Below are 14,448 nucleotides of genomic sequence, written 5' to 3' on the forward strand. Positions count from 1 at the left end.
ATCCGCACACGCCATAAGAGCTCACCGATACCCTAACGCCAACCACCACCACGGGAATCGCACGTGACAACAGACTCCAACGAAGACCCGCACATCGACGTCTTGCAGAACATTGAGGTCGGCCTGCGCAGCTTGTACGACCGCTCGCCGACGCTCACCGACACCCAATGCATGTTCGCGCTGGACAGCGCCAAGGTCGCCGCCAAGCAGGCCTTCGGCTACGCCAAGAACGAGCCGCTCAAGATCCTGCCCGGCACCGAACCCATCGTCGATTGGTGTGTCGCCGTCGGTCGCGAGCGCATCGACAAGATCAACGACTTGACCCTCAAGGAGTACCTGTCATGCATCGATAAGATCAAGCGCTCTGTCAAGCGCCACTCCGCGTCAGGCCCACGGGGATACTATGAGTTTATTCGGGAGTTTGTCTGAGGATAAACATTGACGCACCGCTCTTGCAACAGGCACGCGGAGCAAGTGACTCCGGAAAAGGGCGCTAACTCTTTATTGGACCTGACCCCTTATTGGACCGACCCCTTATTGGACCTATTGGACCCAGAGCGGCGTCGCACTTGATACTCCTGACACTGACCAACTCGATGGGGGAGGCCATCCCATGGCAAGACAACCGAAGCGGACTTACCAACTGAAGATCACGCTGAAGGGCGCAAAGCCGCCGATCTGGCGGCGGGTGCTCGTGCCGAGCGATATCCGTCTCGATCAGCTCCACCTGGTGATCCAGCTCGTAATGGGCTGGCTGGATTGTCACTTGCACCAGTTTGAAGCTCAAGGCGTATTTTTCGGTGTCCCGGACAATGACTTCGGGGAGGACATGGGGGTCGAAGATGAAAGCAAGGTCAAGCTGCATGACCTACTCACACGAGAGAAGCAGTCGATAAGCTACGAGTATGACTTCGGCGACGGCTGGGAGCATCAGATCATGCTCGAGCAGGTGCTGCCCTACGATAAGGAGGAAGCGCTGCCGGTGTGCATCAAGGGTAAGCGCGCCTGCCCCCCGGAAGATTGCGGGGGCGTCTGGGGCTATGCCGCCTTGCTCAAGGTCCTGGCCGATCCTGCCGATCCGGAGCACGAGTCGATGCTGGAATGGGTAGGGGGGCCATTCGATGCCGAGGAATTCGATGAAAGGGCCGCCAATTTCGCGCTCTCCGGATTGCAAAACCGTTCGTAGACGGGCGTGCTGCAGGGGCTGATCAGCAGTTCTGCCTGGTCGATCATACGGCCTTGATCCTTATCCCGGCCCGCGCCGCGGGTCCGTGCGCAGCCAGGGCTTCAAGCCCTGGTGGCGTCAGGCCAGGATGGCCTGACTGCGCAGGCGACGGCTGCTGTGGTCGGAGTTGTGATCAAGGCGGATCATGCGCCGTCGGCGGCGGCGGCGCGATTGTGCGCGTACGCAGCCGGGACACTTGAACAGGCACCATCACGACAAGGCCGACAACCGAACAATGACCATTCAGATCCCTCGCTATCTCGAAATCTACATCGCGACGCTGAATTCGGAGCTGGATCGGTTCTGGTCCCGCTTCAATGTCAACGTGATCGTGCAGGTGTTGGCCATTACCGCGCTGATGCTTGCCTTCGACAAGGTGCAGATCCACCCGCACACGGCGCGAGCGGCAAACATGGTGCTGTTCCTGTGGTCCATTATCGTCATGCTGATCATCTGGCGCTCCATCGACATTCAACAGCGCCTGGTCAAGGCCATCGTGGTGGCGGAGACGAACCTGCCGGACGACGTGGGCCTGTTCCGGGAGGCGCTGCAGGCTACCCATTCGGCGCAGTTCTTTTTGATGCGGGCGTGTTTTTCATTTTCCTTGGTTTGTGCGGTGTTCTGGGGCGGCATGATCTTCCTTGGTCCCTACGATTGAGCAACGGCGGCCTGCGCCGGCCGCGATGCATCGGCGCGATGAGGCACCGCAGCAGGTCGATTGCGTGGACCAACCAACCTGAGAGGGCAGGACCGATATGACCATCAATCGGCAACACAGCATCGCCATCCTGTTCCGCGTGGCGGGCCTGCTCCCGCTTGTGGCCGCGGCGCCGATGGCGACGGCCGCGAGCTTCGACTGCGCGAAGGCCGGCACCCGCATCGAGAAGCTCATCTGCGCCGACGCGGAGTTGGGCCGACTCGACACCGAGCTCGGCCGGCTGTACGCCGAGGCCCGCCGCAGCGCAGCCGAACCGGCGGCGATGAAGCGCGCGCAGCGGGATTGGCTGCGCCTGCGCGACCGTTGCCCAGATAGCACCTGCGTCGCCGACGCCTACCGGGCGCGCATCTCTGCCTTGGGCGGGGCGCCGGCACGCAGTGCCGCCGACAAGCCGGGCGGCGGCAGCGCAGCGACGGCGGCGATGGGTGAGCCCAAGCTCCAACGCACGGCCAAATCGGTGCGCATAACCCAAGAAGGGCCACGGTTCGAAGTCAAGGCGGCCTATCCGCGCCTCGGCGGCGACAAGGCCGCCGCCGCCGCGGAGCGCACGCTGGCCGGCGTCGTCGAGACGGAGGTGGATGACTTCCGGCAGATGTACCGGGAGATGCTCGCCGAGGGCGGGCATGTAGGGCAGCCTTGGGCGCTCGACATCGACTACGGCGAGGTGTACGCGGCACCGCGGTTCTGGTCTATCGGGCTCGCGAGCTACAGCTATACCGGCGGCGCCCACGGCGGCGTCGCGCACTTGCCCGTGGTCATCGACCGCGACACGGGCAAGCGCGTGCCGCCGGCGGGCCTGTTCAAGCCCGGGAGCCCCTGGCTCAAGGCGCTGTCCGAGCACAGCTACAAGGCGCTGGCGGGGCAGGCCGTGTTCAGGGGCGGCGAGGAGTGGCTCATGACCGGCACGGCGCCCACTGCCGAGAACTACCAGAAGCTGCTGCCGCTGGGCGACGGGCTGCGGGTGGTCTTCGAGCAGTATCAGGTCGGGCCCTATGCCATCGGCTTTCACGACGTGAAGGTGCCCTACTCGGCGCTGAGGCGCGTGCTCAACCCGCGGCTTTTCCCGAACGGGCGACTGTGAGGATGCGGACGCCGAACGGTCGCGGCGCCTCGGCTGATACCCCGCACTGGACGGTTAGCCTTGCACCGCCTGAGCACCGAAGACATGTACCCAGATTGCTCCCATCAATGCCAGCCAGACGGAGCCCCCAATGCCAGAAGCCGACACCCTGTCATGGTGGGACTGGCCAGACTTTGCCCGCGTCGCCGTCGTCCTCGCCGCGGTGGCGGCTGCAGGCCTGCTCGGCACGCTGCTCGTGCGCCGGCGGCGCCGGGGCGGCGGCGAGCAGCCACAGGATGCGCCGCTGCCCACGCCGGCCGGGGACCAGTCCATGAATCTATTGCCACGCGGGCACGAAGAATTCCCGACCCGGGCACCCGACCCGGTGCTGCGGTTCCTACACCGGGTGCTGCGGATCGCGACCTATGTGCTGGCCATCGCCATGGTCGTGGTCATCATCGAGGGCGTTGTCAGCGTCATCCACACGCTCTACGGCAGCATGTCGCGACCCCCGTACTTCATGGTGCCGAACATCGTGCAGACCTTCGGCGCCTTCCTCGCCGTGCTCATTGCCTATGAGATCTTCGCGAACATCACGCTGTACCTGCGCACGGACGTGTTTCCCGTCAAGCTGGTCGTCGCGACGGCGATGATGGCCATTGCGCGGAAGATCATCATCCTGGACACGGAGCAATACACGGCGCTGGACCTCATCGGCATCGGCGCGATCGTGCTGGCGCTGGGCGTCGCCTACTGGCTGGTCTCGCAGGCGGACGCCGGCGGTCCGCCGCCCGGGGGCGGGGAGCATTGATCGCCATGCGGCCCCGCCGCCCAAGCCCGGCCCCCGCGGTGACCAGGCCTTCGCTCGGCACCAACACACCATCCACAGAGTAGTCGGAGTAGACCTCATGCTGAATTGGGACGACCCGCTCGCCAACCTGAACACCCGCCCGCGCAACGATGCGCCGCGGCATGCAAGCTTCGGCGATGAGCCGTTCCTCGCGGCCGACGGCGAAGACGATTTCGCGCTGACGGAGGAGCAACAACCGTCGCCCGCGGTGCGCCCGGGCGGCGGCTTGGTCGCCAACGACGCGCTGATGCGCACCGCCGGTGCCGCGCCGGTGGTGAACCCGAACCCGCTGCCGGTGCAGCGCTCGCTGCTGGACGAGGAACCGCCCGTCGCGGCACCTTCTGCGCGCGCCGAGCCCCTGCCCTACGACCGCGAGGCCCACGGCGGTGCGACCGGGCTTGAGAACCTGGAGATGGGTGCCGGGCGCCTGCGCGTAGACGACAAGCGCATCATCAACTGCCAAGCGGACCTGAATCAGCTCGTACCCTTCAAGTACGACTGGGCCTGGCAGAAGTATCTCGACGGTTGCGCCAACCACTGGATGCCGCAAGAGATCAACATGAACGCGGACATCGCGCTGTGGAAGGACCCGCACGGGCTGACCGATGACGAGCGCACCATCATCAAGCGCAATCTCGGCTTCTTCTCGACGGCGGACTCCCTGGTGGCGAACAACCTGGTGCTAGCGGTGTATCGCCACATCACCAATCCGGAGTGCCGCCAATACCTGCTGCGCCAGGCCTTCGAGGAAGCGCTACACACCCACGCCTATCAATACGTCGTCGAGAGCTTAGGGCTAGACGAGGGCGAGATCTTCAACATGTACCGCGAGGTGCCCGCGGTGGCCCGCAAGGCGGAATGGGCGCTGCCCTTCACGCAATACCTGGCGGACCCGCATTTTCACACCGGCACGCCGCAGAATGACCAGCGGCTATTGCGCGAGCTGGTCGCCTTCTACGTCATCTTCGAGGGCATCTTCTTCTATGTCGGCTTCGTGCAGGTGCTGAGCATGGGTCGGCGCAATAAGATGACCGGCACTGCCGAGCAGTTCCAGTACATCCTGCGCGATGAGTCCATGCACATGAACTTCGGCATCGACGTCATCAACCAGATCAAGATCGAGAACCCGCACCTCTGGACCGAGACCTTCCGCCAGGAGCTGGTGGCGATGATCCGCGAGGCCGTGGAGCTGGAGGCCCGCTACGCCCACGAGACCATGCCCCGCGGCGTGCTGGGATTGAACGCGCCGATGTTTGAGGAGTACCTCAAGTTCATCGCCAACCGCCGCTGCGCGCAGATCGGCCTGCCGGAGCAGTACCCAGGCGCCGCGAACCCCTTCCCGTGGATGAGCGAGGTGCTGGACCTCAAGAAGGAGAAGAACTTCTTCGAGACTCGCGTCACCGAGTACCAGACCGGCGGGGCGCTGAGCTGGGACTGATTCGGTGGGGCCGGCTTCCAGCCGGCCCGCCCTCGCGGCGCGCGGCCGCAACGCTGCAGCATCGCCGGGAGTCTGCATCCTGACCTCGGCGGGGCCGATGGCAACGCGGTGTCTTCGCTACAGCGGGCTTTGCACGCACCCAAAAGCACGCTAGAGTTGACGTACGTCCTACCTGATGCGCATCTTTAAGGTCATATGAAAGCGGTTCCCGGCGGTATCATCGCGCCCGAGCACGTGGTCGGGCGCGACCCCCTCATCGCTCGGCTGTGGTCGATGCTGGACGGGCAGGGCCTGGTCCTGACCGCCGAGCGGCGCATGGGCAAGACCACGATCATCCGCAAGATGATGGCCGAGCCGACCGCCGATCTGTGCGCCGTGTACATGGATGCGGAGCGGGTCAGCAGCCCGGCAGAGCTGGTGGAGCGCACGGCGCAGTCCATCGGCGGCCACCTGGGCGGCTCCAGTCAGGCCAAGCGTTGGCTTGTTGACCTGTGGGCCGCGCTGGGCGGCACGGAGGTCGCAGGCGTGCTCAAGCTGCCCGGCGCCAAAGGCGTGCCCTGGAAGACGGCACTGGAGCGCCTGCTCGGCGGCCTCGCCGCGAACGCGGAGCCGCGGGTGGCCCTGATCTGGGACGAATTCCCCTGGGCCTTGCAGAAGATCGCCCGCGCCGAGGGTGAGGCCGTGGTCGTGGACCTGCTGGACATCCTGCGCGGGCTGCGCCAAACCCACGCGCGCCTGCGCTTGGTATTCACCGGCTCCATCGGGCTGCATCACGTCCTGACCAGCCTGCAAGACGACGGCTGGGTGCACTCACCAATCAACGACATGCGCACGGTGGAGATTCCGCCGCTGGCACAGCCGGACGCGACGGAGCTGGCCCTATTGCTGGTGCGCGGCGAGGGGCTCGACGGCGCCGACGCATCGGCCGCGGCCGAGCACATCGCCCGCGAGCTGGACGGCATCGCGTACTACATCCAGCACGTCGTGGCCAAGCTGGCCGACGGGGGGCAGGCGGCGACGCCCGACCTGGCCGCCCGCATCATCCAACACGCCCTGACCGACCCGAACGACCCCTGGCAACTGGAGCATTACCGCAGCCGCCTGGCCAGCTATTACGGCCCCAAGGCGGCAGCGGCTCGCGCGCTGCTCGATACCCTCGCGGAACGCGGACCGCTCGCCCTCGGCGACCTGCACGAGGCGCTCACGCTCCAATTCCGGCCGGACAGCGACACCGCCCGCGCCCTCTGCGGCCCCGACCGCGAGCCGCTGCGCCGGCTGCTCAAGCTGATGCAGCGCGATCACTACCTGGGCCAGGATGCCGACGGCCGCTTCGGCTTTCGCTTCCCGCTCATCCGCCGCTGGTGGCGGCTCGATCTGGGTCTGGGGCCACTGCCGGCAGATGCCCCCGCGGGAGCCGGCCAACCATGACCAACGGTCATTCCACCTTCACCCCCAGCGACCCGGACAAGCTGGAGGCGCTCTTCGTCGCCCGCGAGCCGCTCGCCCGAAGCCTCCTGGCCAGCATCCGCGACAGCGCGCTCACCGACAACAAGCACCAGCGCCTCCTGGTCGGCCCGCGCGGCATCGGCAAGACCCACCTGGTCGCGCTGATCAACCACCGCGTCCGTGCCGATGCGGAGCTGACCGCGCGGCTGCGCATCGCCTGGCTGCCGGAAGACCCCTACGTGCCCGGCTACGCTCAGTTGCTCGCGCTGATCCTGCGCCGCTTGCGGGACGACGAGCCGGACCTGGGCTGGCTCGGCGAGCGCCTGGAGGCCGTGCTCGACGTTGCCGACACCGGCCACCAGGAGGCCATGCTGGAGGCACTGATCGCCGAGGCGCTGCAAGACCCCGCCGAAGACCCGGCGCGCGCGCGCGCACTGCTGCTGCTGGTGGAGAACCTGGACGACCTGCTCGCCGACCTGCGCCAGGACGGCCAGCGCAAGCTGCGCGCGTTGATCCAGAACACCGGGCGCGTCGCCATACTGGCCACCACGACCAGCCTCACCGACCCGCTGACGGACCAGAAAGAGGCCTTCTACGGCTTCTTCCGCACCCAGCGATTGGAGCCCTTCGGCGTCGAGGACGCCGCCGCGCTGCTCGCCCGACTCGCCGAGCACGCCGGCGACACGGCGCTTGCGGACCTGATCTGGAGCCCGCTCGGCCTCGCCCGCGTGCGCGCGGTGCACTACCTGGCCGGCGGCAACCCGCGCGTCTACGTGATCTTCCACGACTTTCTGAGCCGCGAGTCCTTAGATGACCTGGTGCAGCCGTTCATGAAGCTCATGGACGAGTTGACCCCCTACTACCAGTCGCGCATGGCCCGGCTCGCGCCCTTGCAGCGGGGCATTGTCGATACGCTGCGCCGGCTCAAGGTCGCCGTGCCGGTCAAGACCATCGCCCGCGAGGTCATGGTCACCCCGCAGAGCGCATCCACGCAGCTCGGCAAGCTGGTGGAGCTGGGCTATGTGCTGCAAGCCGACAGCATCGGCCGCAACAACTACTACGAGCTGCGCGAGCCGCTGATGCGCCTGTGCCTGGAGGTCAAGGAGCAGCGCGGCGAGACTATCCCGCTCTTCATCGACTTCCTGCGCATCTGGTACAGCGGCCGCGAGCTGGCGGAGCTGGCCGGCAGCGCTACCGCCTGCGACCTGGAGCGCAGCCATCTGCAAGCGGCCGTCGAGCGGGCCAAGTCGGAGCCGGACCCGCTGCGGGCGTCGTTGGAGCAGGCGTTCCTGAGCGCCATGCAGGAGGGCGACCTTCAGCGGGCGCTCGCACAGATTAACTGCGCATTGGAGCGTGACCCCGACGACGAGAATTGTTGGTGCCGCAAGGCGGTTTGTCTTGCGGCGTTAGAGGCTTCGCTTGAAGATCAGCTCGCGTGTTGGCGGCGCGTGACCGAGATCGACCCCGAGATCAGCGTCGGTTGGAGCCAGCAAGGCATCATTTGTAGCAAGCTCGGCCTTATCGACGAAGCCCTGCACGCTTCGGGTCGGGCGGTCGAGCTGAAGCCCGGAGATCCGGCGCTGAATCGCAACCACGCCTGGAACCTCAAGCGCGCCGGAAGCAACGCCGAAGCCCAGCGATATCTGGCGCGCGCGATCGAGCTGGCCGGCGAACCCGAGAGCGCGGCCGACTGGCATCAGCGCGCCATCGACCTCTGGGGCCTAGATCGGCACGACGAGGCCGTGCGGGCCTTAGGCAAGGCGCTGGCCCTGGAACCGCGCCGCATGGACGCCTGGAGCCAGCTACTGGGCGCGTTGCAGGAGCAGGGACGAGCGCGGACGATCGAGCGCCTCACCAACGGCTTGACCCGGCTCATGCCCGAGTCGGCGGTGCTTCAGGTCTATCGCGGCTATGCAAGCGCCGACCTAGGCGATTTCGAGACCGCGATTGGCAGTTTCGATCTGGCGGCGGAGATTGACCCCGATCTCGATCGCAGCGGAACGTCAGTTACCTACGCCAAGGCGGCCGAGTTGACCCTTTTAGGCTGGCCCGCCGAGGCACTTGGTCTGCTGGAGCAGCCTCGGCCGGGCTACAGCGCTGTTGACTCGTTCCGGCGAACCTTCCTGTCCGCTGACATCCTGCTCTGGCTCGACCGCTGGGAGGAGGGCTGCACCGCGCTCGATCGGCTCCTCGCCGAGACTCGCCCGCCGGTTTGGTCGGGCCGAGATCTCGTCCCAGTCCGCTGGCTCCCCGCCCGCACCCAAAGCCCCCCCATCTGGCGCCGCCACATCGCGCTCTGGCTTGAGCTGTTCGACAAACACGGCCTGCTCACTGAGCTTGGCGAGGCGCTGGTCCGGAGCCTTCGCGTCTTGGCCATCGACTGGATTCCGGAGCAAACCGCCCGCGCCTGGCTCGACACCTGGCGAGAGCTGGCCCGCGACATCCCGCAACTGCAACTGCCGCTGCGGCTGCTCGCGGCCGGCGTCGAGTACAAATCCGCGCAACGCCCGGAGGTGCTGCTCGGCCTGCCGCGGGAGGAGCGCGGGCTGCTGACGCCTTGGCTCATCAACCTGTTCCGTACCGAGCCGGACGAGCTGGACCGGGAGCTGGATGCGCTGCTGATCACCGTCGAGCGCCGGCTCGCCGAGGCGGCGGACGCGGAGCGGCAGCGGGCGTTCTGGAACACGGAGCCGCCGAGCGCCGATGCCATCGACTCCGACGCCCTGCTCGCACACTACGGCGACGCCACCGCGCCGCATCCCGCGCACCTGCTTCCCGGCGCCTGGCAGCGGCTCGACCTCGCCGCCGCGCGGAGTCTGCTCGGGCGCATGCTCCCCGAGCTGCCGGACGCGCTTAGGGCGCTGGCGCCGGCCGGACCGGGCTGGGACCGGCTGGGGCGGCCGAGCCTGAGCGTCGTGCTTATCGAGCGCCGCCCCCTGTCCTTCAGCGACCTGGACCTGATCCACGTGCAGGTCGCGGGCGCAGACCAGGCCGGCGCGCTGGACCTCTTGGCGGGCGCAGACGGGCTGGTGCTGCTGGACGGAAAGAGCGCCGTCCCGCAGACGCTGGTCGCCGACGGGCGTATCCGGCTCGACACCGCGCGCGCCAGAGCCGACTACACGCGGTGGTTCTGCGCAGCCGTCCGCGGCGAGGCCGGCCGCTTCGAGATCATCGACGCGGACGACCTGCCGGATGCCGTCGCGGAGCCGACGCTTGCGGCAGCACTCGCGCCGGCCACGCCTGTTTCGCCCTGGCGCCTGCTCACGACCGAGGATGACAGCCGCCCGGTCTACTCGGCGACGATCGGCTACGCGAGCCAGGTCTACACCGCCAAGCTCCGTCTCGATCCCGAGACCGGCCATGTCCAGATGCTCGACGGCACACCGACCGACACGCCCTCGCCCCTGCCGCGCGAGCACTTCGACGGCCCGCTGCGCTTTCTGGCTCGACCCCAGACCGCATGACCCTACCCAACCCGGAGTGATCATGTCCCCGACCCCCAGCCCAGCGCATGCCACCGCGACCGACTTCCTGTTCGACAACGAGGAGCTGCAAGCGCTGGCCGGCGAGGCGCTGCTGCGCCGCGCTTGGCGCCATACTCAGGACAAGCGCGTGGTCGCGGTCAAGTTCATCGACGGCGAGATCCAGGCCGACGTGGAGGACGAGGAGAGCGAAGAGCATCTGGCGCTGACCCTGGGCTATGACGCCGACGGCAACCTCTGGTACGCCTGCGACTGCGGCGGCGCCGACGCGGATGGCGGTCTCTGCGTGCACGCGCTGGCCGCGCTGCTCGCCTTCGGCACCGCGGAGCCGCCGGATGTCAAGCTCGGCGACGCCCTTGCCGCGGCCATCGCGGAACGGGTCAAGCGCGGACGTGCGGAGGTGCAGGTCGAGCCCGTCGCCGGCGAGCACGACGACGCGCCCTGGTTCGGCACGTGGCGCGCGCGCTCCATCGGCACCGGCGCGAGCCCGGTGCAATCCAACTGGCAGGTGCAGATCCGCTCGCTCACGGAGCGCGCCAACCACTGCACCTGCCCGGATTTCGCGACCAACCAGCTCGGCACCTGCAAGCACATCGAGGCGGTGCTGCACCGCATCGGCAAGCGCAAGGACTTCAAACTGATCGGCAAGCAGCCCGCGCCGCGGCCCTACGTCTATCTGGACTGGCAGCGCGACGACGCCCCGCGCATCCGGCTGCACCGCTCCGCCGAGATCGCCGCTCACCTGGGGCCGGTGCTGGCACAGTGGTTCGACGCCGACGGCGCCTTCCGCGGCCGGCTGCCGGATGAGTTTCTCGCCTTCGCCGAGCAGCACGGCGGCGATGAGCTCTTGATCGGCGACGATGCGCTGGGCTTCGCCCGCCGCCTCGCCGACGACGCCGCCCGGGAACTGCGCGCCCGCGACATCGCCGAGCGGATTCAGGCCGGCGGCGGCCGGCTGCCCGAGATCCGCGCCCGGCTCTATCCGTATCAGGTGGACGGCGTCGCCTTTCTGGTGGGCCGCGGCCGTGCGCTGCTCGCGGACGACATGGGCCTCGGCAAGACCCTCCAGGCCATCGCCGCCGCCCACTGGCTGCACCGCAACGACAACGTCGAGCGCGTGCTCGTGGTCTGCCCCGCCTCGCTCAAGTTTCAGTGGCAGCGCGAAATCGAGCGCTTCACCGGCGCCGCGGCGCACCTGGTGCAGGGGCCGGCCTCGGCGCGAGGCGTGCAGTACCGCAAGGGCAGCGGCTTCTACATCATCAACTACGAGCTGGTGCTGCGGGACTTGAGCGTCATCAACGAGACGCTGTCGCCCGATTTGTTGATCCTGGACGAGGCCCAGCGCATCAAGAACTGGCGCACCCGGATCGCCACCGCCATCAAGCGCATCCCCTCGCGCTATGCCTTCGTGCTGAGCGGCACCCCGCTGGAGAACCGCCTGGAGGATCTCTACAGCCTGATGCAGGTAGTGGACCCGCGCGTGCTCGGGCCGCTGTGGCGTTACATGGTGGACTTCCACATCACCGACGAGCGCGGCAAGGTGCTCGGCTACCGCAATCTGTCGGAGCTGCGCCGGCGCCTCGGGCCGGTCATGCTGCGCCGCGACCGCGCCTTGGTGCGCGACCAACTGCCGGACCGCATCGAGCAGCGCCGCGACGTGCCGCTGTCGCCGAAGCAGGCAGAGATCCACGACGAGGCCGTCGCCGCCGCCGCGAAGCTCGCGCAAATCATGAAGCGCCGCCCGCTGACGCCGGCCGAGCAGAACCGCATGATGGCGTCGCTCCAGCGCGCCCGCATGGCCTGCGACGCCGCCGGGCTCGTGGACAAGGAGACCCGGGGCTCGCCGAAGCTCGACGAGCTGGCGAGCATCCTGGAGGAAGGCTGCCAGCTCGCCGGACTCAAGGCCGTGGTCTTCTCGCAGTGGGAGAAAATGGGCGAGATGGTGGAGGAACAGGTCCGTCGCATGGGCTTAGGCTGCGTGCGCCTGCACGGCGGCGTGCCGAGCGCCAAGCGCGGTGCGCTGCTCGACAAGTTCCACGACGACGACGCCTGCCAGGTGTTCATCTCCACCGACGCCGGCGGCACAGGCCTCAACCTGCAATGCGCGTCGCTGCTGGTGAACCTGGACGTGCCGTGGAACCCGGCCGTGCTGGATCAGCGCGTCGCGCGCGTGCACCGGCTCGGCCAGCGCAACAAGGTCCAGGTCGTGCATCTGGTGGCCGCCGACGCCTACGAAGAGCACGTGCTGCGCCTGGTGCAGGGCAAGCGCGACCTGTTCGACAACGTGGTGGACATCGATGCCGACGAGGATGTTGTCGGCATGTCCAAGCGCCTTGCCGAGGTGCTGGCAGAGGATCTGGCCGGCGGCAGCGTCGCAGCAACACCCCCGCCCGCCGCCCTGCCGGCGGACGCGGCCACCCCGATGGCGCTCGCAGCCCTGGCCGACGCCGAGCCCGCCGGCGAGCTGGACGAGCCCGTGGAGCCCCCGGAGCCCGCGTCCGCAGCGGAGACCGCAGCAGCCGGCACCGGCACCGCCGTCGGCGCCGAGGTCCGCCGCTGCATCGAGCTGCTCCAGCGCCACTTCGGCCTGCGCATCGAGCGCATCCTGGCCGCCCGCGGCGGCCTGCTGGTGGTGCTCGACCACGTGGACGACGCCGACGACGCGCGCGCCGCGGCCCTGTCGGAGCAGGTGCCCATCGCGCTCATCGACCGCCGCACGCTACGCGGGCTCGAGCGCCTGGGCACCGCATCACCCGTGGCCGAGGCGGCACCGCTCTACCAAGCCACTGCCGACGCCGAGCCCGCCGCACCCGCCGAGCCGCCGCTGTTGCGCCGCGCCCGCCAGAAGCTCGACGCCGCGGAGCTGCTGCTGCGCCAGGACTGCGTCGCCCCCGCTGCCGAGCTGCTGCTCGGCGCCCTGCTCAACGCCGCCGCCCTGCGTGCCGGACAGGACCAAGCGCCCGAGCCCGCCCGGGCCGCCGTCTGGCTCTACGCTGATGCCCTGCCCGCGGGCCAACTCCGCGCCGACGACGCGACGCTCATCCTGCGTGCGCACAGCCTGGCGCAGGCCAGCGACGACGTGCCGACGGCGCTGCTCGCCGCGCTGGCGGCGGATGTGGCGGCATTCGTCTCCGGCAGCGAGCTCGGCGCGTCACGTTTGCGGCCATAAGGGCCAAGGCCTGAGGGCCAAGGGCCAAGGGCCAAGGGCCAAGGGCCAAGGGCCAAGGGCCCAAAGAGGGCTTCGCGACCCTGCGCCGACTAAACGGCCTCGTCCAGCGCAGCGGACGCCTGCTTGGCCTCGGCCTTTGCCGGTCCCTCCTGTCGCGTACGCAATAGCTCCTGGGCCGGAAAGCCCTTGTCCGCGAACTCCGCGAACCAGCGCTGGATCTGCTCCTCCGGCGGGTTCGGGTCGCGGGCGAGCACCCAGCCGCGCTTGCGGGTCGGCTGGCCAACCAGCGCATAGTCGTAGTCTTCGCCGAGGCCGATGATCCAGTAGTCATCCCAGAGCACGTGCACGCCGTACAGGGTGCGGAAGCTGATCTCCAGGCGCGCGTTGCTGCCGCGGTCCACGACTCGGGCCACCCCCTTGGCGGTACCGAGGTTGCCGCCCTCGTGCGTGCAACGGTTGGTGACATAGACCATGTCGTCCTCGCCCAGCACGTAGTCCGCCTGCACGTCCTTGACGCAGCGACGCTGCGTGAAATAGGGCAGTCGCGCGATCTCGTACCAGCGACCCATGTAGCGGCGAAGATCCACGAACGGCGCCGTCGCCGGCGCCATCAGGTGCACTTTCGGCTTGCGCAGCCGGGTGCTGACGATGACCTGCGCCTCGCCCTCGGGCTTGTCCGCCGGCGCGGAGTAGATCTCTTCCGCCCAAGTGTCGAGGCTGCGAGCCGGGCGGCGGCGCGCACGGCGCGGCTTGGCGACTGCGGTCGGCGGCCCCGGCTGTTCCGGCCCTGAGCCGAATCCGTCGTTCTTCATGCTGTGATCGAATCTCGTTGCGTGGTCTGGCACTACGGCCCGCTGGTAAACGCCGTGGCCGGCCGTAGCGCTGTCGCACCGACCCGGACGGCCGGCGGCAAAAGGCGAACATTGTACGGTTTGGGCACGCGCACAAGCCATGACCGCTGCCGGATCATCGCGCGGCGAGGCACGAGTAGGGGTGGCGCAGGTAGATGCGCTACGGCACGCACTACCATTCACGAGACGTTCTGCGCCGGCCGTCGTCA

At 68.2% G+C, this 14,448-nt stretch carries 10 protein-coding genes; 9 read left to right on the plus strand and 1 reads right to left on the minus strand.

The features are described 5' to 3' along the window. Positions 1 to 63 precede the first annotated feature (63 nt). The 9 genes from ML01_RS00375 (at position 64) to ML01_RS00415 (ending at position 13,388) form a co-directional block, all read left to right on the plus strand. On the plus strand, positions 64 to 429 hold the full coding sequence (locus ML01_RS00375; RefSeq protein WP_058553406.1) for a hypothetical protein: 366 nt from the start codon (positions 64 to 66) through the stop codon (positions 427 to 429). Between the two features lie 184 nt (positions 430 to 613). After that, positions 614 to 1,186 carry a plasmid pRiA4b ORF-3 family protein gene (locus ML01_RS00380; RefSeq protein WP_058553407.1) on the plus strand — a complete coding sequence of 191 codons (573 nt, stop codon included), beginning with the start codon at positions 614 to 616 and terminating at the stop codon, positions 1,184 to 1,186. Between the two features lie 274 nt (positions 1,187 to 1,460). Further along, positions 1,461 to 1,883, plus strand: a complete 423-nt coding sequence (locus tag ML01_RS00385) for a hypothetical protein (RefSeq protein ID WP_058553408.1) — start codon at positions 1,461 to 1,463, stop codon at positions 1,881 to 1,883. A gap of 97 nt (positions 1,884 to 1,980) precedes the next feature. Next, complete coding sequence (locus tag ML01_RS00390; RefSeq protein ID WP_058553409.1) at positions 1,981 to 3,024, plus strand: PdaC/SigV domain-containing protein; 1,044 nt, start codon at positions 1,981 to 1,983, stop codon at positions 3,022 to 3,024. Positions 3,025 to 3,154: 130 nt separating this feature from the next. Next, positions 3,155 to 3,814 carry a phosphate-starvation-inducible PsiE family protein gene (locus tag ML01_RS00395; protein WP_254045096.1) on the plus strand — a complete coding sequence of 220 codons (660 nt, stop codon included), beginning with the start codon at positions 3,155 to 3,157 and terminating at the stop codon, positions 3,812 to 3,814. A gap of 97 nt (positions 3,815 to 3,911) precedes the next feature. After that, the gene (locus ML01_RS00400; protein ID WP_082673799.1) at positions 3,912 to 5,291 is read left to right on the plus strand and encodes a ribonucleotide-diphosphate reductase subunit beta; all 1,380 of its coding nucleotides are present in this window, start codon (positions 3,912 to 3,914) and stop codon (positions 5,289 to 5,291) included. Between the two features lie 195 nt (positions 5,292 to 5,486). Continuing rightward, positions 5,487 to 6,719 (plus strand): ATP-binding protein, encoded by a 1,233-nt coding sequence (locus ML01_RS00405; protein ID WP_058553410.1) that lies wholly within the window; start codon positions 5,487 to 5,489, stop codon positions 6,717 to 6,719. Further along, positions 6,716 to 10,201, plus strand: coding sequence for an ATP-binding protein (locus tag ML01_RS00410; protein ID WP_058553411.1), 3,486 nt, complete (start codon positions 6,716 to 6,718; stop codon positions 10,199 to 10,201). Before ML01_RS00405 ends, ML01_RS00410 begins: the two co-directional genes overlap by 4 nt. Positions 10,202 to 10,223: 22 nt before the next feature. Further along, a complete protein-coding gene (locus ML01_RS00415) occupies positions 10,224 to 13,388 on the plus strand; it encodes a DEAD/DEAH box helicase (protein WP_058553412.1) in 3,165 nt (1,054 codons plus the stop codon). An 89-nt stretch (positions 13,389 to 13,477) separates the two neighbouring features. On the opposite strand, the gene ML01_RS00420 is transcribed toward ML01_RS00415, so the two are convergent. Further along, complete coding sequence (locus ML01_RS00420; protein ID WP_058553413.1) at positions 13,478 to 14,200, minus strand: lipocalin family protein; 723 nt, start codon at positions 14,198 to 14,200, stop codon at positions 13,478 to 13,480. Between the last annotated feature and the right edge of the window lie 248 nt (positions 14,201 to 14,448).

Source organism: Thiohalocapsa sp. ML1, from assembly GCF_001469165.1.
In the GTDB taxonomy this organism is placed as follows: Bacteria; Pseudomonadota; Gammaproteobacteria; order Chromatiales; family Chromatiaceae; genus Thiohalocapsa.

Coding starts and splice junctions, on each gene's coding strand:
- ML01_RS00380 (WP_058553407.1), top strand. CDS start 614: ATGGCAAGACAACCGAAGCGGACTTACCAACTGAAGATCACGCTGAAG.
- ML01_RS00385 (WP_058553408.1), top strand. CDS start 1,461: ATGACCATTCAGATCCCTCGCTATCTCGAAATCTACATCGCGACGCTG.
- ML01_RS00390 (WP_058553409.1), top strand. CDS start 1,981: ATGACCATCAATCGGCAACACAGCATCGCCATCCTGTTCCGCGTGGCG.
- ML01_RS00395 (WP_254045096.1), top strand. CDS start 3,155: ATGCCAGAAGCCGACACCCTGTCATGGTGGGACTGGCCAGACTTTGCC.
- ML01_RS00400 (WP_082673799.1), top strand. CDS start 3,912: ATGCTGAATTGGGACGACCCGCTCGCCAACCTGAACACCCGCCCGCGC.
- ML01_RS00405 (WP_058553410.1), top strand. CDS start 5,487: ATGAAAGCGGTTCCCGGCGGTATCATCGCGCCCGAGCACGTGGTCGGG.
- ML01_RS00410 (WP_058553411.1), top strand. CDS start 6,716: ATGACCAACGGTCATTCCACCTTCACCCCCAGCGACCCGGACAAGCTG.
- ML01_RS00415 (WP_058553412.1), top strand. CDS start 10,224: ATGTCCCCGACCCCCAGCCCAGCGCATGCCACCGCGACCGACTTCCTG.
- ML01_RS00420 (WP_058553413.1), bottom strand. CDS start 14,200: ATGAAGAACGACGGATTCGGCTCAGGGCCGGAACAGCCGGGGCCGCCG.